This window comes from Ureibacillus chungkukjangi, from assembly GCF_044795995.1.
GTDB classification, from domain to species: Bacteria; Bacillota; Bacilli; order Bacillales_A; family Planococcaceae; genus Ureibacillus; species Ureibacillus chungkukjangi.
Genome location: NZ_CP085009.1, coordinates 2588113 through 2608463 on the forward strand (window position 1 = coordinate 2588113; position 20351 = coordinate 2608463).

General features: G+C 35.6%; 21 protein-coding genes. 5 read left to right on the forward strand and 16 right to left on the reverse strand.

Features of this window, described 5'->3' with window-relative positions:
- Positions 1–92: 92 nt before the first annotated feature.
- The 4 genes from LG296_RS12850 to LG296_RS12865 all read right to left on the reverse strand — a co-directional run bounded on the left by LG296_RS12850 (position 93) and on the right by LG296_RS12865 (position 2009).
- Positions 93–707 carry a hypothetical protein gene (locus tag LG296_RS12850; RefSeq protein WP_235867534.1) on the reverse strand — a complete coding sequence of 205 codons (615 nt, stop codon included), beginning with the start codon at positions 705–707 and terminating at the stop codon, positions 93–95.
- Positions 708–713: 6 nt separating this feature from the next.
- Positions 714–935: a helix-turn-helix transcriptional regulator gene (locus LG296_RS12855; RefSeq protein WP_107934077.1), complete on the reverse strand. Its 222-nt coding sequence runs from the start codon at positions 933–935 to the stop codon at positions 714–716.
- 10 nt (positions 936–945) lie between these two features.
- The gene (locus LG296_RS12860) at positions 946–1437 is read right to left on the reverse strand and encodes a DUF2975 domain-containing protein (RefSeq protein WP_107934079.1); all 492 of its coding nucleotides are present in this window, start codon (positions 1435–1437) and stop codon (positions 946–948) included.
- A gap of 194 nt (positions 1438–1631) precedes the next feature.
- Positions 1632–2009 carry a VOC family protein gene (locus LG296_RS12865; protein ID WP_251401696.1) on the reverse strand — a complete coding sequence of 126 codons (378 nt, stop codon included), beginning with the start codon at positions 2007–2009 and terminating at the stop codon, positions 1632–1634.
- 134 nt (positions 2010–2143) lie between these two features.
- Here LG296_RS12865 and LG296_RS12870 point away from each other — a divergent pair, with 134 nt between their 5' ends.
- The gene (locus LG296_RS12870) at positions 2144–2587 is read left to right on the forward strand and encodes a hypothetical protein (protein WP_404427019.1); all 444 of its coding nucleotides are present in this window, start codon (positions 2144–2146) and stop codon (positions 2585–2587) included.
- 33 nt (positions 2588–2620) lie between these two features.
- Here LG296_RS12870 and LG296_RS12875 read toward each other — a convergent pair whose 3' ends face one another.
- The 6 genes from LG296_RS12875 to LG296_RS12900 all read right to left on the reverse strand — a co-directional run bounded on the left by LG296_RS12875 (position 2621) and on the right by LG296_RS12900 (position 8133).
- Entirely contained in the window at positions 2621–3400 is a 780-nt protein-coding gene (locus tag LG296_RS12875) for a class I SAM-dependent methyltransferase (RefSeq protein ID WP_404427020.1), read from the reverse strand.
- A gap of 11 nt (positions 3401–3411) precedes the next feature.
- Positions 3412–4173, reverse strand: a complete 762-nt coding sequence (locus LG296_RS12880; RefSeq protein WP_251401687.1) for a GNAT family N-acetyltransferase — start codon at positions 4171–4173, stop codon at positions 3412–3414.
- A gap of 168 nt (positions 4174–4341) precedes the next feature.
- Complete coding sequence (locus LG296_RS12885) at positions 4342–5901, reverse strand: aminotransferase class V-fold PLP-dependent enzyme (protein WP_404427021.1); 1560 nt, start codon at positions 5899–5901, stop codon at positions 4342–4344.
- Positions 5902–5955: 54 nt separating this feature from the next.
- The gene (locus tag LG296_RS12890) at positions 5956–6522 is read right to left on the reverse strand and encodes a glycerol-3-phosphate acyltransferase (RefSeq protein WP_251401674.1); all 567 of its coding nucleotides are present in this window, start codon (positions 6520–6522) and stop codon (positions 5956–5958) included.
- 293 nt (positions 6523–6815) lie between these two features.
- Positions 6816–7328, reverse strand: coding sequence for a GNAT family N-acetyltransferase (locus LG296_RS12895; RefSeq protein WP_251401671.1), 513 nt, complete (start codon positions 7326–7328; stop codon positions 6816–6818).
- 127 nt (positions 7329–7455) lie between these two features.
- Positions 7456–8133 (reverse strand): RraA family protein, encoded by a 678-nt coding sequence (locus tag LG296_RS12900; protein ID WP_107934091.1) that lies wholly within the window; start codon positions 8131–8133, stop codon positions 7456–7458.
- 269 nt (positions 8134–8402) lie between these two features.
- Here LG296_RS12900 and LG296_RS12905 point away from each other — a divergent pair, with 269 nt between their 5' ends.
- Positions 8403–9263 carry a fumarylacetoacetate hydrolase family protein gene (locus LG296_RS12905; RefSeq protein WP_251401668.1) on the forward strand — a complete coding sequence of 287 codons (861 nt, stop codon included), beginning with the start codon at positions 8403–8405 and terminating at the stop codon, positions 9261–9263.
- Positions 9264–9464: 201 nt separating this feature from the next.
- Complete coding sequence (locus LG296_RS12910) at positions 9465–10994, forward strand: Na+/H+ antiporter NhaC family protein (RefSeq protein WP_404427022.1); 1530 nt, start codon at positions 9465–9467, stop codon at positions 10992–10994.
- 131 nt (positions 10995–11125) lie between these two features.
- Here LG296_RS12910 and LG296_RS12915 read toward each other — a convergent pair whose 3' ends face one another.
- The 5 genes from LG296_RS12915 to LG296_RS12935 all read right to left on the reverse strand — a co-directional run bounded on the left by LG296_RS12915 (position 11126) and on the right by LG296_RS12935 (position 16517).
- Positions 11126–12091 carry a zinc-binding alcohol dehydrogenase family protein gene (locus LG296_RS12915; RefSeq protein ID WP_404427023.1) on the reverse strand — a complete coding sequence of 322 codons (966 nt, stop codon included), beginning with the start codon at positions 12089–12091 and terminating at the stop codon, positions 11126–11128.
- A gap of 536 nt (positions 12092–12627) precedes the next feature.
- Positions 12628–13074, reverse strand: a complete 447-nt coding sequence (locus tag LG296_RS12920) for an NUDIX hydrolase (RefSeq protein ID WP_251401664.1) — start codon at positions 13072–13074, stop codon at positions 12628–12630.
- Between the two features lie 65 nt (positions 13075–13139).
- Positions 13140–13958, reverse strand: coding sequence for a carbonic anhydrase (locus tag LG296_RS12925; protein ID WP_404427024.1), 819 nt, complete (start codon positions 13956–13958; stop codon positions 13140–13142).
- 444 nt (positions 13959–14402) lie between these two features.
- Complete coding sequence (locus LG296_RS12930) at positions 14403–14666, reverse strand: hypothetical protein (protein WP_404427025.1); 264 nt, start codon at positions 14664–14666, stop codon at positions 14403–14405.
- A 264-nt stretch (positions 14667–14930) separates the two neighbouring features.
- Positions 14931–16517 (reverse strand): hypothetical protein, encoded by a 1587-nt coding sequence (locus LG296_RS12935; RefSeq protein ID WP_404427026.1) that lies wholly within the window; start codon positions 16515–16517, stop codon positions 14931–14933.
- A 762-nt stretch (positions 16518–17279) separates the two neighbouring features.
- Here LG296_RS12935 and LG296_RS12940 point away from each other — a divergent pair.
- Both LG296_RS12940 and LG296_RS12945 read left to right on the forward strand, forming a co-directional pair.
- Entirely contained in the window at positions 17280–17792 is a 513-nt protein-coding gene (locus LG296_RS12940; protein ID WP_107934107.1) for a DUF2179 domain-containing protein, read from the forward strand.
- A 164-nt stretch (positions 17793–17956) separates the two neighbouring features.
- Positions 17957–18484, forward strand: coding sequence for a DUF6241 domain-containing protein (locus LG296_RS12945; protein ID WP_107934109.1), 528 nt, complete (start codon positions 17957–17959; stop codon positions 18482–18484).
- Positions 18485–18689: 205 nt separating this feature from the next.
- Here the strand turns inward: LG296_RS12945 and glsA are convergent, their stop codons facing one another.
- Positions 18690–19619: a glutaminase A gene (gene glsA, locus LG296_RS12950; protein WP_235867536.1), complete on the reverse strand. Its 930-nt coding sequence runs from the start codon at positions 19617–19619 to the stop codon at positions 18690–18692.
- Positions 19620–20351: the final 732 nt, after the last annotated feature.

The following is a 20351-nucleotide window of genomic DNA, read 5'->3' on the forward strand; positions in this document are numbered from 1 at the left end:
CTCCCCTATATTTAATCCTTTCCTTAGGGTAGACACGAACAGCTATAATAAATCAAAAAGCTGACCTCTAAAATTGAGATCAGCCTTCAAAATTATATAGTTAATTTCTTTTTTGGCAGTACATAGTAGTCAAAGCTAGGCACTAATTCAGCTAATAAGCCATGATCCAGCAGTGGATACTCGTACAAGCTTCCCTCGTAAACTAATTCAAAGCGTGGATGCATTAAAAAATCATTTGGTGAAATTAAAGCAGCAGGAAGATCCCATAAATTCAATCCACTATTTTCAAGGACCTCGGCAACAAACTGAGAGCAAAAGTATTTATTCTTTTGATTAATCGGATAGCGGACAGCCACACCTACAAGACCCAGCAAATTATACGAATAACGTTCCTTATGGTTATTAAAGCTCTGAATTACCTTTCGAATAGAACAATACTCAGTTGCTGAAACTTCAATTTTCAACAAAACACAGCATGTATCATCAAAATAACGATAGGTACCAAAATAGACGTCTTCCTTCACAAAACCTGCAATTAGTGGATTCTTTGGATTTTTTCGACCAAAGCTATATATTTCGTTAAGCTTATCGTCAAAGCCAATTGAAACATGATTATAAGGCGCATTCGTATACCATTTGATAATTTTCGTTAAAACTGTACCGGTATCAGTTAATAAAATATAAACTGTTTTTTTCTCTTCTGTCATGAGTGCTTATTCCTGACTAGCTTCATCACTTTTATATTCTAAAATATCACCAGGCTGACATTCCAATGCTTTACAAATCGCCTCTAATGTTGATAATCGAATAGCTTTAGCCTTTCCATTTTTTAGAATCGAAAGGTTCGCCATTGTAATTCCTACTTTTTCAGATAATTCCGTTACACTCATCTTCCTTTTTGCCAGCATCACATCAATATTGATAATAATTGCCATTGTTTTCACCTCAGACCGTTAAATCATTTTCTGATTTTATATTAATAGCTTCCTGCAGAAGTCTTTGGAGAACAGCAGCAAAGACTGCAATTACTAGTGGAGCAAAAACAAAGAGCAATGCTATAATTCCAAGTCCTGGAGCATCATCTATCTCCGCTAGAATAAAGACTAATGGTACTGCTAGAACATACAGACCACTAATAATAATTGCACAGATTTTTATTTTTTTTAATGCCTGTACTGAAAAATCCGAGAAAGCTTGGTTCTTGTCAATATAGCTTAAAAGGTTAAATGATTGGTATAAGGCAAAGTAAAACGGAACTACCGATATATACATTACCAGTAAAATTCCATAAACTACATAAGCTACATCTGAACCTCTTTGTGCTGCTTCATTTGCTTCTCCCGCTATTTGAGGCAATAAAAACAATGCCATAGCAAGTACAGGGAGTCCGATGAAAATAACAGCGATTTTTAAAAAGAGCGTTGACCCTTTTTTCATTTAAAAAGCACCTCACTTATTTATTGTCTTATTGAATTTAACATCTTTTTTATCGTTTCGCAATAAAATTTTATTAATTTTAGATGTTAATTTATTGTTAATATTTTCTTCTGGCAAAGAAATAAGCATCTCTCCCAAAAAGAAATACTTAATAAATGTTTTATTTTTATCGTGTTATATTTAAAGGATATACTCTACTGACAAACACCAAGTGGATTATTGTCAGGATCATAAAAGGTGAAAAATCTGCTGGTACCTTCCCCTCCAATTTGGTTAACCCTTACATTCTTTTCGATTAGTGATCTGTATGTTTCTTCGATATCATCTGAGATAAAATTATAATACTTCCCTACACCGAAATCATTATTAGGAAACTCCATCGGCTGGTGATCTTTTGTTCGAACTAGACATACAACCGTTTGAGCTTGTACATGGATTTTCATAACAGCAGCCTCTTCTTCAATATAAATCAACCTGAAGCCAAGTATTTCTTCATACCATTTAGCAGAAATTTCAGGGTTCTTCACTGGAATAAAAACGCCTTCTATCCCCTTTAAAAGTGATTTTGACATTTTATCCTCTCCTTCTTTTATAGTACAGAATGATATATTTCTCCTAATATCCCTTCCTTCTGACGAATATCTAATTAAAGGAATTTCTCCAATTTAAATCAAATATAAATAACAAGAACGAAAGGAGTTTACACATGATCATTCAGATACGGTTCATTGGGATAATGTGTATTGTTTGTGTATTATTTTTAGTCGGCTGTAAAGCAGATGACACTGATGAAGATTCTTGGAAGGAGTCACCAACTTTTTATATCGATGATAAAAAAATGTACGGTGTTAAAGGTGAAATTGGATTAGAGCGACTTAATGGTGAAGAAAATGAACCAGACTTCCCTGCAACCCAAGGCAGACTTTACAACATTCACTTTTTCGATGCTTCAAAAGAATTCTATGGTGAGCAAGCTGTAATTACTGCCACACATCAAAATACCGGTAAAACAATAGAACTCTATAATCTTATTACTTCTAGCATTGCCTCAGCTAAATTTGGTTTTGAAGATGAAGGCTTATGGAAGATTTCTGTCTCGATTAACGAAGAACCATATACAAGCTTTATCATTAGAGCCGAAAAACCATAAACTTGATATGCAGCTCCATGAGTCAAATGGCCATTATACTTTCACACGAATCAAATAACGTGAAAATGTGATGGCTAAACCTTTTTCAGAAGCATTCTTCTCAAAAATCCTAGTTACCTCTGGTAGATTTTTTTCTTTTATTATTTCTAAAATTGAGGGATGCTGACCAAAGCAGCACAATTTTAAAATGTCTATCGGTGAATTGATATATTCAATGCTATTTATTTTTTCTAAACTCTTATAAGCAAACTCACTATTTACCATTCTTTCATGAATAGTATCCAAAATCGGCGTATCTTTTGTGACTTGAAAAAGATTAGGAAATAGAAATGGCAGCTCCAAAGACGACTCGTCACCAGGATGCAGTCCCAGAATAACTCCACTCTCTTTTACAACTCTTTTTAAATCTGGATAAGCAGAGGTTTGTCCCTTTCTTATATAGGCACAATCAATTTCATCTTCCTTAAAAGGTAGCCTCTCTTTACTATTACCCCTTACAAAGGTAACATTAGATTTTTTACTCGATGATCCTTCTTGTACAAAACGATCAGTTACATCAAAGCCCACGATTTCATTAGCTATTTCACTACACTGTAGTGTAAATTCTCCGTGGCCACACCCCACATCTAATACTTTCTTACCTAGAATCATATTTGTTACTTCTCTATCAAAAATCGACTCGCCATTAGGCTCTGTATGTGTGGAATTCCAAGGATATACGTATTTCCCTTCTAGGACACTTAGCTGCTTATACCACTCCAATGTATGCGGCATAAGCCATCCCGCTAAAGTCGTTGGGTCAATTAATTTCATAACCGCTCTCCTTACATAAGCTCTTTTAAACGCTTCATCACCGAATGAATCGTTAATCGATGGAATGTTATTAGGCTACCTTTATAAACAACTGAAAATATTCCATAGGGTGTAGGTGATAGCTCCATTAACGCATCTCTATTTTCTATGTCAATGATATTAGCCTCAATCCCTAATTTAGTTGCCCCTGCTAGTATATTTTCTGTAGCTACCTCTACATATGGGCACTGAAAGGAACGAATTATTGTTAAGTCATCAAAGCGTGCAACTCTCTCGTCCCAATTCGTTGGAAAGCTCGGCAAAACGTCGCATTTTTCAAACTGATACACAAGTAACTCAAAGTTAAAAGGTGCTGTGTCAATCATCTGAAAATTATTTTTTAAAAAGATTTCTTTACTCGGAGTCCAGGCAGTGTCAGGGTTCGTCACCACAACAACTCCATGCTTCCCATTACTTTTTGCATGCCCAATACAATGATCAATAAGTTTCGCTCCATAGCCCTTACCGGTATCCCCTACCCAAAGACAGTGGATTACCAAATAATTATCTGCATGAACAACTCTAGAAGAATTTTCAGCATCCGTAAATTCTATAAATCCAACCTGCTTTTTATTTTCTATCAGTTGAACATACCTTAAGCCATCCTCAAATCTTTCGTTCAACCATTTACTTTTATTTATGTATCCGAGCGACTTTTTCTTACTTCTAAGACAATAGCTACCAATCCCTTCAAGTAGCTCCGAATCAAGCTCAACAACCTGCAAATCTGTCAAAAGTATCCCTCCATTTTTAGACTAAATAACTTTTTCTAGTTATCCTGTAAATTCTCCTCCGTAGTTTTGAAATCTAAAAAACATCAATCCTCTGAAAGATTAATGTTTTTAGGAATTGTTTAATATTACATACACCTGACTGGAACTCCTAGAAGCTTACATAGCAGGCTATAAAATTAACTTCGCTTTTTCAATAACGGATATATAATAACCTTCAATCCATTTAAGCTGTGTGAACGCCTCCTCAAAATCGGGTTGAATTGTTGAGAGCTGCACGAAATTTCGATTGCGTAAATAAGCACTATCCCCATGCAGATGAATTCCGTTTAATTTCAAATCTTCTATAATACCTATTAATTCATCTGATAGTTGCAGGGTTATAATCATCGGGTAATGATTTGTGTTAACCCCATATTTCTCGACAATTTTTAAGTCTCGTATTTTCATAAACCTTTGTTCGAGTAATCGATAGCGATCTGGATAATTCTTTAACGCTTCCAATACATTAGCCACTAGCATAGCAGGAATAGTAAATGGTGGCTTCGACTTTTGATATTTTGCTAAGTTCAAATAGGACGGCATTTTTCCTTCTTCAACAAGCTGCTCTGAGAAGATAAAAGCAAGACCGCTCACTGCACCAATTGCCTTCCCACTAACAGATGTAGCTAAATGCAACTCGCTCATTGAAAAGGGTAGAGCGCCAAAGGAACTGATGCAATCAACACAGAGCTTAACATTATAACGTTTTGTTATTTCTAGAATTGGCTCAATTGAATTTAATGTTCCAGTTGACGTCTCGCCATGGACCATTAATACCCATTCATACGCCTCCGATTTTAAATGTAGATTTAAGTCTGAGAGATTATGAGCCATCCCCCAATCTGAAGCTAGCATTTCAAAATTGAGCCCCCAATTATTGGCTTGATCTGCTAATCTTTCCCCAAACTCACCATTGACCAGGATTAGGCCTTTTTTCTTGCTACTTACTTTTAACTGGACCAGCATCACGTCATTCGCTAAGGTTCCACTTCCAACAACGGTTGCTATATAATTTGCTCCAGAAAGCTCTAAAAGCTGTTTTTTCATGCTCGAAAATAAATTATTAAATTCATCAGAGCGATGCGATAAATTTGTATGAGATAAAGTGCTGTTTTGTTTAACTGGACCAGGATAGAATGTATATTGGTTCCCCTTCGAAATTCTTTTTTCTAGCTCCTGTTCAAATTTGCTTCTAGTTAAAATCATCGGCACAAATTTCGCCTCTTCGGATCCGACTGCTGGTGCAAAGGCTTCAAAGCCCATTTGCTTATATAATTTTTGTTCACGAGTGGTTCCTGATATGACAGCAGCGGAATATCCCTGATGGTACGCAAATGCATAAACTGCTTGTATTAAACGAAATAATACTCGTCCTGTACGATTTGTCTTTCTTACTGCTAGAAGTCGTATTTCAGCTAACTTCCCACAATCGGATTCATCCAAATATTGCTCTACTTTTCCAATTTTCTCATCTAAAGAAAATGGTCGATTATCTCGAAAAGCCAGCATTCCTACGATTTCTGTTTCTTTGTATACGACTATGTATTGATTTTCACTATGAAAACGGTCTACTTTCCTTCTCGTATCATTTGGTTTATATTGTGGAATTTCTTCTATAAAGGTTTCATAATTTAGTGCAGCAATGTCATCAAATTCCTTTTCAGTTGTCGCTATTTTACACCAATACATATTAAACCCCCATTCCTCTATTTAAAGTTAAACCATACGGTATAGCCTCTACCGTTATTCGGGCCTATGTTTGCGAGAAAAATTACTTCGGTGTTTCCAAATTATAAGAAATATGACTAGTATAACTACGCTATATTTACCGAAATTTCCTGACCAACCGATAGAGGCTATATAAAGACTAAATCCCCCAAGCATCGCTACCGTTAAGCTTCGTTCGAATAAGTAAAGTACTAACGTTCCTAGAATCATCCAAATAAATAACAAAGGCTCTAAGGCAATACCAGCACCAATAAATGTAGCCACACCTTTACCACCATGAAACTTTAGCCAAAATGGATATAAGTGACCCAAAATGACAAAAAGCATCCCGACAGCTAAAATCCACTCGTCATAATTCAACAATTGACCAAACAGAATTATAAGTGCGCCTTTAAGGGCATCCCCTAAAAAGGTAAATACAAATGCCGATCGTCCAAGGACACGCCCCGCATTTGTTGCCCCTAGATTTTTACTATGCTGCTTTCGCAAGTCCACTTTATTCCATTTTCCAATCATATATGCCGTCATAAAATTTCCTGCTAAATAGCACACTAGCCAATAAATAATAGACGATTCACCCAAGCTACTTACCTCCAATTGATAGAGCAATGGTTTGGATTCGTTATGATAGTTTTAATGCTGAATAAGGACAAAAAGTAATGTGGCAATTATAAAATATCCTAAAAACCTTTCCTTTCCCTTAAACTTCTTTTCTATTAGAAGATACAATATTAGAACTATAAAACACGCTGTAATCAAATTTAATATCAATCAAATCCCCCCATTCACCATTTTACCATAATTAACCAATGCAAGGGTTGATACGTTGGATTCAATTTTAATAAGGGACGGTATTTTTGGGTAAAAGTTCCATTTTATACAGACATGATTTTATAATAGAAAACAGTTGAATGTAGTTGTCCATCAGAAGACTTTGCGTAAAGAGGAATTCTCCCAGCCTCAATATAGTCCATTGAAGAATAAAGAAGATTAGATGGATCTCCTTCTCTCGTATCAAGAACTATTAAAGTCATGCCTTGCTTTCTTGCGAATTCTTCTGCTTTTTCCATCAGGGCACGACCTATGCCATTACGTCGAAACTCAGGATGGGTCATTAATTTTGCAATTTCGGCTCGATGACTACCATTTTGCTTTGTACATAAATGTAATTGGATAGTACCAACAATTTGATTATTGATTTTAGCGATAAATAATAGTACCTCCGAGCTTAAAAGATTTTCCCAGTAAGCTCTTGCATCCGAAGCTTGCATTGGCGGTAAAAAGCCAACAGATGCCCCGTCCTCCACTACCTGAACGAGAAGCTCTGATAGCTCATCTATATGATTTTCGACAGAGTTTATTTGTTCAATTACAACGATTTTCTTCATATGAAAGTCACCTCAATTATTATTTTAATAATTCATTCGACAAAAAAGAGCATTAATCCTTTATTAGATTAATACTCCCCGTGCCCTGTTACACATATATTCTTTAACTTATTTTTTCTACCATTCATTATAGACCATCACAGCCTTTTTGCCTTAATGTTTCATCAATCCACCGTCTATCAATTGAACCGTCCTCTATGGATTGTAAAACTATCTTTTCTTGCTCTTGTTGCTGTTGTGCTAATTTAATAATTTGTTCGGCATTTTGTGACGGTATAGCTACTAGCCCATCTTCATCCCCAACTATGATATCTCCCGGATTAATGACCATCCCGTCAATTGAAACAGGAACGTTAATTTCTCCTGGTCCATCTTTATACGGGCCAAGATGAGTTACACCTCTTGCATAAACTGGAAACGTTCCTTTGCTAACGGTACCAGAGTCTCTTATAGCCCCATCGATTACAAAGCCAGCAATACCATTTTTTCTGGCAATGCTTACCATGATTTCACCTATAATTGCATTCGTTAAATCTCCACTAGCCTCAACTACAATTACATCTCCTGGTTTAGCTATATCTATCGCCTTATGTACCATTAAATTATCACCTACTCGCGTTTTAACTGTAAATGCACATCCGATAAGCTTCCCCTCTTTATGGTAAGGGCGTAAGTTGTGCCCTATAGCATGCAATCGATTCATAGAATCACTAAGTAATGAAGTTGCAAGTGGTCTAAACCTTTCAATTAGCTCTTCGTTTAACGTATTCTCATTTTGTATAATTCTAAAACCAATATTGTTCAAATAGTCATCCCTTCTGCATTAAGCTTTAGTCTCATTGAATGTGTATGTTGATCTGTTTACTTTTTAGCACTTTACTCAACTAAAAAGAAGCTTATCTCAAAGCTTTTTAAAAATTCCTATTACTATGTTCTAAATAACAATTTACAAATATATAATGCATTACAACACGACAAAGGACTCTATGTATATTTTATTACCATAATAATTCTCTTCCATTTAGTACACTTTTATTTGTCTTAATAATTAATTTTAATAAGGATGGTGCTTGTATGAAATTTGTTTCTTTTCAATCGGTAGATGGTATTAGATTAGGTATTGTAACAGAAAATGGGATTGTTGATGTACGAACAGTTGCTGAAAAAAACAGCATTAATGCACCTATTACAATAGAGGAAGTTATTGCAGCAGGTGATGATGGATTATATCAACTTCAGCAAGTGCTCTCCTTAGCAGAAGATGTTATAGAGGAAGCGACGATTACATACGCTCCTGCTATACATTGCCCTGGAAAAATTATATGTTCTGGAGCAAATTATCGTGCGCATGTTGCTGAAGCAAATTTGAATATTCCTGAGTTTCCTATATATTTTCCTAAGTATCAAAGCAGTTTAGCTGCTCACAACGAAGACATTGTTCCCCCTTCTATAACAGAACAGGTTGATTACGAAGTGGAATTGGTCGCTGTCATTGGGAAGCAAGCAAAAAATATTTCTCAAGAAGATGCACTTGATTATGTTTTTGGCTATACGGTTGGAAATGATTTATCAGCTCGAGAGCTACAATTCCGCGGTCCTCAGTGGATGTTTGGTAAAGCAATTGATAAATTCGCACCCATTGGACCATATCTTTTAACTGCCGATGAGATTGCAGATCCTCAAGACCTTGATTTAAAATGCTGGGTTAATGGAGAGTTGCGACAAAGTTCAAACACGCAGCATATGATTTTCCCAATCGCAGAGATGATTAGTGATTTATCGAAGATTATGACATTAGAACCTGGTGATGTTCTCTTTACCGGTACTCCTGAGGGTGTCATCTTAGGTCGAGAAGAAAAAATTTGGTTGAAAGCAGGTGATGAAATCGTTTGTGAGGTTGAAGGAATAGGAAGTTTAGTTAATCGCCTCGCATAATGTTTTAGTCTACCATTAGATACACAAATTTCACTATGAAGAACTTAATCAAAGATCATTCGTGTTAACTTGTATCCACACCACTTCACTTTATCAGTACCTTCATTCACGAATGATCTTCTTTTCTCAACAAAACGTAAACGCTTACAAAAATAATTTGTTTTGCATTTTAAGCTTGGAAATTTATTGAGGAGGTCTAAAATGGAAGGTACTATTTTCTCCCTAATTCCCCCAATTGTTACCATTGCCCTTATTATTATCACGAAACGGTTATTTTTATCTTTAGGTGTAGGAATTGTATTAGGTGCACTTCTTTATAATCAATGGCATGTATTTGACAGTGTTTCAAATATTTTTAACATTGGTGTAGAAGTATTAGTCGGTGATGGCAAGATTTTAATTTTTGTTCTTCTAATAGGAATCCTTTCTTCTCTATTATATCTTTCAGGTGGGATAAATGCATTCTCGCAATGGGGAACAAAAGTAGCAAAGACAAGGGCCCAATCTCAAATGGCAACTATATTCCTTGGATTTTTTACATGGTTTGATGATGCGTTTAGCTGTCTATTCCGTGGAACTGTTATGCGCTCAGTCACTGATAAATACAACGTTTCGCATTCAAAATTATCTTATTTAATTCACTCTTCATCTGCTCCAGTAGCCCTTCTAATACCTGTTTCAGCTCTCTCCGCATTCATTATATCGATTATTGATGGTGTATTAAAATCTAATAACATCGCAGAATATCAAGCTCTTGAGGCGTTTTTACTTGCTATTCCTTCAAACTTTTATACAATCACGACGATTGTTTTAGTAATCATCGTTGCTTATACAGGCATAAATCTAGGGCAAATGCAGCGTGATGAGAAGCGTGCTATTGAAAAAAATATATTATTTGATACAAAGCATGGAAAAATACCTGGAGCTAACGAATCAAAGCTTCCTTCAAGAAACGATGGAAAAATGATGGACCTTCTTTTACCAGTATTAGCTTTAATATTAGTAACTATTATTACTGCTGTAACAATTGGCAGTGCTGGTGAAGGTTCAAATTCACCGATCGAGCTACTTAAAAATACCGATATTATTACTTCCCTTTTATATGGAGGAATCTGTGCAAATATTATTATCTTAGTAAGACTAATTATAAAGAAGACGTCTGCAGGACACCTTTCATCCACAATCTTTTCTGGAATTAAAACGACTTTACCGAGTGTAACGATTCTATTCTTAGCACTTGTTACCGCACAAATTATCTCCTCATTAGGAGTTGGCCAATATTTAGCTTCTTTGATTCAAGGGAATATGTCGATCGCTTGGTTGCCTGTTATTTTCTTTGTATTTGCTGCATTTATCTCTTACTCCATTGGAAGTACCCTAGGAACAGCAGGAATTATGATACCAATTGGGGCTGAAATTGTTGCTACGATTGATATCACCTTTTTAATCGCGATAATTGGAGCAGTTTTAGCTGGAACAGTGTTTGGAGAGCACAGTTCTCCATTATCAGATACAACCATTCTTGCATCTATTGGTAGTTCGGTACACCCAATTGATCATATGATGACACAATTACCATACGCTGTTCTTTCTAGTATAGCCTCGATTATTGGCTTCCTAGTTCTTGGATTTACTAATAGCATTTTAATAGGGCTTGGAGTTTCATTGGTCGCAGTCGTTATCGGAATTTTCTTCTTGAAAAGTAGGCAAGCGAAATTAAAATCTACCTGAATCGGGTTCATTGTAAAGCATTAGAAGTACGTGTTGCCAAGTTTAATACTTCATCTTACAAAATAGATTAAAAAAAACCGTAGTACTCTGTATTTTTTGCAGTACTGCGGTTTTTATTTTATCTCTATTTTTTATACTTTTAGCAATACTTTCCCTTCGTAATTACGACTTTCTATTAATCTGTGTGCATCTGCTGCTTCGCTTAAATTAAATACTTGTGCAATTGGCAGGGTGATCTGCTTAGTATCAAAAAGTGGAATGACTTTCTCTGCTACTGGCGCTAATCGCTCCGGATCCTGTTTTCTTGTTGTACCTAGACTAAATCCTTTAATATTTCTACAGCTACTATGGACATCATTTGTTGTAAAAGTTCCAGCTTTACCACTACTATTTCCGAATTGTAACAGTGTTCCATAAAATGCTAAGCAATCTAGACTTTTTGTAGTTACATCCCCTGCAACTGAATCAAAAATCAGGTTTGCACCTTTGTTTTCTGTTTCTCTTAAAACTTCCTCTGCAAATGTATCATATGAATATACAGAATCCGCTCCTAATTTCTTCACATAATCTATTTTTTCTAAACTGCCAACAGTGCCTATTATTTTTTCAACGCCAAATAATTTAGCTAATTGTATAAGCATTGATCCCACCCCACCAGCAGCACTATGGATTACAATAGTGTCTGTTGTTTTTACTTGTCCTAGCTCATGTAAAAGCATATAAGATAAGATTGAAACAACTGGCATAGCTGCAGCTTGTTCGAATGATAGACTGTCAGGAATTTTAAAAATTAAACTTTCATTTGCCACAACAGATTCTGCATAAGAACCAGCTTTAGGAAAGGCAATCACACGATCCCCCTTAGAGAAAGGAGAATTGGCACTAGCTTCTTCAATAGTACCTGCAGCATCTAAGCCAAGCATTAAAGGAAAATTTCCTTCATTTTTATTTCCAATGCGAGCTTTAATATCCGCATAGTTCACACTTGTATAGGCAACTTTAATCAAACATTCTCCCTCTTTGATTTTAGGTACTTCAACATCTGTATATCTAAGTACGCTTGTATCACCAAATTCGTACTGAACGATTGCCTTCATTTTAAAATTCCCCCTTCACCATTATCTAAATTTTACCATTTAAAGGAATCATAATTAAACCTTTTATAAATTTATGTAAGAACATAAGATTTTCTAATACTTTTGGTTATATGCATATCTATTATTTTCATTTAACTTCAATCAATTGTCTGATTTATTTATAAAGAAAAAACAGTAAAATACATATTAGAGGTGAAAAAATGGAAATATTCGCAACACCTGAGAACAATTGGAGCGTTTATGATAAAGATAAGTTACCAGAAGTTGAATTTAATGAAACACGAAAACAATTTTTACACACTCCATAATAGAAATAGAATCAAGACGAATGATTTTTTCTTCCAGGAAAATAGATACATATCAAGATAATATGTTTATTTTAATCACGATAAAAAAGAATTAAGAAACAGTAAATGTAATAATCCCCACCCAATTACGCCTGAATGCATGTATATCCAATTTAAATAAAAGTCTTTTTCAAATAGCTCACTCTGGAGTAGCACTCATCATCCATGACAGTTAATTCCCAAAATTTACTAGACGAAATTTAAAATTTTAATATCTACCGAATCAATTATCCCAATATCTTCTTTCAAATCCCAAAGTCTAATTTCAGAGATTTCTTCGTTATGTTTAAATGGTTGGATTTCATTAACTTTTCTAAAATACACAGGATTATATTTCACTTCCCCACTCACTGTATTTCTCGATTTTAACAAACCCTTAAACTCCATATCCGGTATTGCTTGTCCAGTTTCCTCGTACAGCTCACGGATTGCACATTCCTTTGGCGTTTCTTGTTCTTCACGGCTTCCAGCAGGTAATTCCCACTGTTTCCGCCAAATGTTATAGCCCATCAGGTACCTCCCGTTGTGCTCTACAATTGCAAATGAACCAGCAATTGGATGATAGTTAAAAATCTCTTTTTCTGCTATATGTATGAACTCTAGAAACTCAAAGCCATTATTTTTTAGTCTATGCAAACCACTACCTCCTAGATAATAATTGCCCGAGAAACATACTAGCTTCTCGGGTTAATAGTAGTTTTCTAGTTTTTATTAATTTCACGTTCATTTAACGGTTGAACTGGCCGACTATTGTGTGGAATGATTTCTTGAAAAGCTTCTATTTGCTTTTTTGACATTTCAATCGGTTGCTCCAATAGTACCCACCTTACCTTTTCAGTACATGGAGGGGTAGTTAATGAGCCCTCGTAATAATATAATGCTGGTTCTTTCGGAAGTAAATCCTGTAAATTAACATTTTCGTTCATCAAACTAGAATCAGTTGTCTTTTCTTTTGGTAATCCATCCCACAATGAGCTTAAGCTTTCATTTTCAACACCTTCTTGAATCATCACCCCTAGAACAACTAGCTCTTCTTTGTCGTTTTGGTGGACAAGATGTAACTCTAGTGGAAATTGTTGACCATTAAATTGGTGTTCGCTCGGCGTATGAAAGTGGAACTGTACAAGTCGATAATCTGTTCCTTCCAGAGTAATCTTATTCGTTTCAGATGAATTGTCCACTTGTATCGTATGACCATTATTAACTACCGAAAAGCTCGTTTGTTCATATTGAATATCAAGGGTTGCATTCATGTCTTTTGTTGCGACATTGGAAAATTCTATATTGATAGGTGATTGCTCGCTCCCATTTACACAAGAAGCATATGTTTGATCCAGCTCTCCCCAGGATTCAGGACCTGTATCTCCCGTATAAGACCACTTAGTAGCTTGCAGATCATGCCCCTCTTCCTGATTTTCAATTTCAATCACAGGTTCAACAGTTTTTGTTGCTTCTGGAGAACAGGCAACCAATGCTGTAGTAAAAAGCACAGCGGATAATAACTGAAGCTTTAGTTTCATAGTAAATTTATTCTCCTTTCCATTTAGTAGACAATAGATTACTAAAAAATGAAAAGTTATCAAATTAATAGCTACCATAAATTCGGCTCATCCTGTAATTTCGTTATTATCTCCCACTGATTGGCTTTTAACTAAATCCTTCTGTACTAAACTATCTAATTCTATTAGAGTATGTTTTTTACCTTCAAGCATTAGGATAGAAATAGTTATCTTTTGGACGTTTACTGTTCTCTATAAAAGCATTTAGTAAGAAAAAGGTTAGTTTTAGATTTGGATTACTTCCTTTCCTTTCGTACCACAAAAAAATGCCCCAAACTCATATAACATGGTTTGAGGCATTTTGACTTGGTTCTAAATTCACTTTCTAACTCTTTGCTTACATAATCGTATAAAGCTACAAAAGAGATATATTCTCGAGTAAAGTACATTTGGGTGGACCCATTACTAAAACGTTAACCACTCCCCAGTCATCAAAAATACAATACAATAAATATCTGCTGGCACCCGCACTAAGATTGGAGCCACTGGATTTACTTTTAGCAATAGCCATATGATTGTGCTTTTTAAACTTTTGCTTACCTCTTTTTTAGCTTCAATACTTCCTTGAATCATTCCTGAAGTACTTTCATTTTCTAGCTTTATATGACTTAAACTAGCGTTATTATAATCGGCCTCCAAAAATGAATATTGAGGATTTAAAATCGTCAAGTTTACACTCCCTCGTATCCTTTATGAACTATTCACACGAAAAAGCTGGAAGCAATGGGAAATACAATTGGTTTATTATATTCATAGAAATTTGTCGACATGACATACTTCTTGTAAACCAAGTCAAAAGTACAAGCTTCCTTTTATAGAGATACAATCTTAACGGGCTTCCACCTTGGAAATAAGTACTCTCTATAGGAGGAAGGCTTGTCCCATTGACTTCATATTCATTTTCCAATAATCGCCTATGCTAGTTAGTCTCTATTATTTTAATAAGCTTAAAAAGCTAGAGAATGCAGTTACTAGTTCTTTATAGTATTCAATTATTTTGTTCTTTAAAGTTGTAGCTTCTTCTTCTGTTTCAGCTTCATTTTGATCAGCTTGTTCTGCTTCAGTATCTAAACCTTCGTTTTCAGTTTCTGATGCCACAGGTTCTACTGATTCTTCTGACTCCACAGGTTCTAACACAGTATTTTCCACTGTTTCTAGATCTTCCTCTGGTACTTCTACATCTGAAGGTTCATTTTCAGTCGTTTCAACAACTGGCGTTACAGAATCAACTTCAGTTGGCAATTCTGTATCTGAATTATCTACAGAACTATCTTGAGATGAAGCCTCATCTAAAGCAGTTGTCTCCGGTGTTACAGGAGCCGATGTTTCTGTTATTTCTAATGCTGTTGTTTCAGGTGTTTCTAGGGCTGTTGTTTCCGCTGTTGCTTGGTCAGATTCAGCACCATCAGTAGATTCAGCAGAAACCTCATCGATTGAATCCATATTTACAGATTCTTCACCTGGTAAATCGTAATCTGATTCAGTTAGGTATTGTTCAATTAAAGTCTGATAAAACCCTGTAAGACTTTGATAACCTGCGCTGATAAATTGATAGCTTTCATCTACCCATGTATCTTCTTCAAGAGTTTGCTCTTCATCAGATAGATTTGTATCTTCAGCTGCTGGTGTTTCTTCTGTTGTTGGTGTTTCTACTTCTTCTACCTCTTCTTCAGCTACTTCAGTTTCTTCCGTTGCTGGCGTCTCTTCAGTCGCTGGTGCTTCTACTTCTTCTACTACCTCTTCTTCAGGTACTTCTGTTTCTTCTGTTGCTGGCGTCTCTTCAGTCGCTGGTACTTCTACTTCTTCTTCAGGTACTTCTGTTTCCTCCGGTGCCGGTACCTCTTCTGTCGTTGGTGCTTCTACTTCTTCTACTACCTCTTCTTCAGGTACTTCTGTTTCTTCCGGTGCTGGCACCTCTTCTGTTGCCGGTGCTTCTACTTCTTCTACTTCTTCTTCAGCTACTTCTGTTTCTTCTGTTGCCGGTACCTCTTCTGTCGTTGGTGCTTCTACTTCTTCTACCTCTTCTTCAGGTACTTCTGTTTCTTCTGTTGCTGGCGTCTCTTCTGTTGTTGGTGCTTCTGGTTCCTCTACTACTTCTTCATCTACAACAGGTTCCTCTGTTACTGGTGTTTCTTCATCTTTTGATGGATTATCATTTTTATCGCCTTCTTGAGACCCATCATCATTTGTTTCATCTATATCATTAACCTCATCATGGATTGGATTATGAATTGGTATTAGTTTGTGTTTGTGTGAAGCTAAATCACGAACTAGTTTCCCTTTTTGAGGAGACCCTGGAATACTTTTCGATAATTCACTTACCTCCTTACCATGATGATGATGTTTTACATGTTCAATTACTTTCGGATTAACACCCTTCGAATCAAGCTCTGCTGCTGAAATAGGTGCACCAGCTACTAAAAAGGTTGCAGCTATCACAGATGTTGACATCACTAATGGTGCTACTTTTTTCGAAATTTGTTTATTAACTTTCTTAGATTCCATCTCTTTTTTATTCATTACTTCATCTCTCCTAAGGTGTATTTTTTTCTACTGATAGGATGGATTTTTCATAAAGCTCCTCTTTTCTTACCTCCTTCTAGTTTGAGTAAAAACACTACTCAATTTTTCCGGCAGTACCATCTTCTGCCTGTCTAAAATATACACAAGTAATGTTACCGTTTTATGTTACTCAGTTTAAATATAATGTCGAAACCTTTTCGATTTATAGATTTTCGCAACAATCGAAATTTTTAATCTGAGGATAAAAATGCTGATTTTAAAATAATAAACACGTCCTCATCCTTATTCGTTTCGCTGTTTTTGCTATCTATCTATCTCGCTTCAATCGAGGGGGAAATGTCGAAATTAGTCGTTACAAATTGAACAACGACATTAAAAATTATTAAAACAGTATAAAGATTATTTAATAATTATTTATATTCAATCTTCTCTCTGAATTTTTATTACAAAATATTACTCAACTTATTTACTGGGGCATAATAAATTTCTCCATAAAGAAAGCTTCAATCCCTTAATAATTAAGGAGTTGAAGCTTTTTCCGGCTCAAAATTATACATAAAAACTTTATGACAGCTCATTTGGCAGATAGGAGATTTATATAAAAAGGATGGGAAGCAAAGCTAGTGGTTAGGGCTAACCACGTTTTACAAAGGACAATCAGGGATATTTAGAAAGTATAGTTTCGAGCAATATTTACTGCGAAAATTTTACCGCTATCCATTCAAATTAATAATTTTCAAAAATACGGAGGAAAACGATATGGAATTTTTCATCATCTTATTTGCGAAAATCATCGAGGTTTCATTAAGTACGGTGCGAACTGTTTTTATTGCAAAAGGTATGAAAGGCTATTCTTCTATAATTGCCTTCATCGAAGTTCTGATCTGGTTAAAGGTAGTCAGTGTTGTATTAATCGGACTTAGTGAAAATCCAGCAAGCATGGTCGCCTATGCAATCGGCTTTGCAATCGGGAACTATATTGGTATATGGCTTGAATCCAAATTAGCCATAGGACTCATTACCATTCAAGTCATAGTGGATGAAAGTGTCGGACAAGAATTGGCAGGCTACTTGCGAAGCAGCCATAACGTAGCCGTAACAGTTATGCATGGAGAAGGCAGAGATACAAACCGCAGCATCCTCATCCTTCACTTAAAACGTAAAATCAAAGATAAAGTGATTGATGACATAGAGAAAAAGGTTGAAAAAGCACTGATCACAGCATCTGATGTCAAAGCAATACATGGCGGGTATGGTTTGATTCGGAAGTGATGAGTTAAATGAATTACGTAGAGAGATGCTAGAGTTAGCGTCTCTTTTTATATTTTACAAATATTTCAAAACGAAAATAAACCTTAAGAGTCAGCTCTTGCTAGATTGCTAAGGCACTAGGTAGAATTGTTACTATAAGTACTAAAATTGGAAGCGAGGTTATTATGAAAAAGACATTAATCATATTTTTTATCATTGTAGGCGTTTTAGCAATTGGTGTAGGGGTTTACTATTTAAGTAAATATTTAAACGAACCATCTGAAGAAGAAATTCTTGACGCTCAAGAACAAATTGAAGAAGAGTTCAAAACTGCCGAAGTTGATATGCCTGAAGATGATAAACTTGATCTGAAAATAAGGTTCCCAGATGATTTAGCTGAAAGTAACATACAGGATATTATTCATGGCATGAGTCACCAAAAAGTAGCGGCTGAACAAAAATGGGGCGAATACCAAATCACACAAGAACGTGTTGAGCGTTTACTTGAAGTTGCTATATTAAACAAAGAAAAATACATTAGTGGAGATGCTTATGTGAGCATTTTAGAAAAATGGGTACAAGGCGATTTTTCAAATGCTGTTCTTGACCACAACTATATCTGGAGTTTACAAGGTGGAAACGTAGGCGAAGCAACAAGATTACTAACACCGGTTGAGGAAAAAGCATACATTGAATCTCACTTTAAAAAGTAATCTTCTAATGTAGTGAAAACAAGTAGAGAATTGTGATTTTTTTACACTAAAACGAATCCCCTACCGTTGCTTACATATAAATAAAACATAAGAGACCCCTTGATAAACAAGAGATCTCTTTTTCAATTGGTTTAACTTTCTTTCGAGTAGTATCCTTTTTAATTTGCTTAACTTTTTCAAGCAATTCTTCATCTATCACGTTCTTTTAAAAGACACTTAAATTGTAATGCTCAGAGATTTTCTGTAAAAAGTCCATTCCTTTGACGCTATTTCCGATCTCATCAATCATTGGACTGAACACACCGATTCCCATTCGTCCCTGTAAGTGTTCGATTTGACCATTTTGGACGGTACATAATACGCCTCCGGATACCCCGCTTTTCATCGGCATTCCGATTGTTGCCGCATATTTCCCGGATGCATTATATAGGCCGCATGTCATCATAAGTGCTTTTGTATAGCGGGCTGTTTTTCGGGTGATGAGACTTTTATTTTCCGTTAGCAGTAAACCGTCAGAGCAGATAAATAAGCCGAGTTTCGCCAAGTCTTCTGTCGTTAATTCAATCGAGCAAAGTTGCAGATACGTCTCTAACGCTTCCTCTACCGTACCCCGCAGATAATCGTTTGCTTTTAAATAGTTAGCAATTGCTCGGTTCCGATATGCCGTTTCCATCTCTGATTGGAACACTTCTTGATTCACCGAATGCTCCCTTGCTGTTACTTGGCTAATAAAATCAGTCACCGACTTCACTCTTGCTTCAACATTTTCCCCAGGTAACAATGAAGCGACAGTTATCGCTCCAGCATTAATCATCGGGTTAAAGGGTTTTCCTTTTTCAGCTACTTCCAGACGTACAATGGAGTTAAACGGATCGCCTGTAGGCTCAACATCAACTTTTTCAAGTACTTGATCAATTCCTAAATTATCCGCTGCTACTATAAAACTCATTACCTTAGATATACTTTGCAAGGTCAATACAACATTGAAATCTCCAAAAGTTAATACTTCCCCTTTTTCATCAATTATGTACACTGCAAATAAGTCTTTCGGCTGGTTTGCTAATGCCGGAATATAATCTGCTAAATGTCCCTTTTCTGGTGCACTCATTACTTCTTCAAAAATAGATTGTATCACTGTATTCACCTCTGTATTGACTTTCCTTTGTAATTGAATATGCGTGCTCTAAATTTTAGGATTCATGCATATTGCATTTTTGACTTTATTAAAAGACAGCTCTTCAATAAGTCTGGCTACCTTTATTGTTCAAACCTTACTAATGATATCATTCCCTACAATATACTACCTACATTCATAAAAGCAATTTGATATTTCTTTTTTAATGACAGCAACTTGCGCATACAAATAGAAAAGTGAAATCAACAACCAACTAACGTTCCCTTTTGATGAATAAAGAACAAAAATTCCCTTTTTAGAAATAAGAAAAAACCAGGTAATTAATACCTGGCTAATTGACTTATACAACAATCTCCCACGATTATTGTATAAAGGATATTAAATTTTTATTAACTGAAACTATAAACAACAATTATACTGGTATTCAGGTTCATTTTTGTATAACCGCCGTTTTCAATAACAAACTTTCTTTCGGCTTGTATAAGACCAAATTATTACACCATAAACTACAAGCAATCAACCTATTAACGCTACTATTTTCACATTCGACACTACCCTAGAGTATTTAGTAATTAATTTACGATTGAATTTCTTACGAGTTTTAGAATACATCCAATTATTACCACGCTGTCCTATTGGAAGAAAAAAGCACACTCCCACTCAAGAATCGCGCCCTATAATGGAATAATGGTGTAGATTCTATTAGCTAGTTTAACTAGCAATTTATAAAAT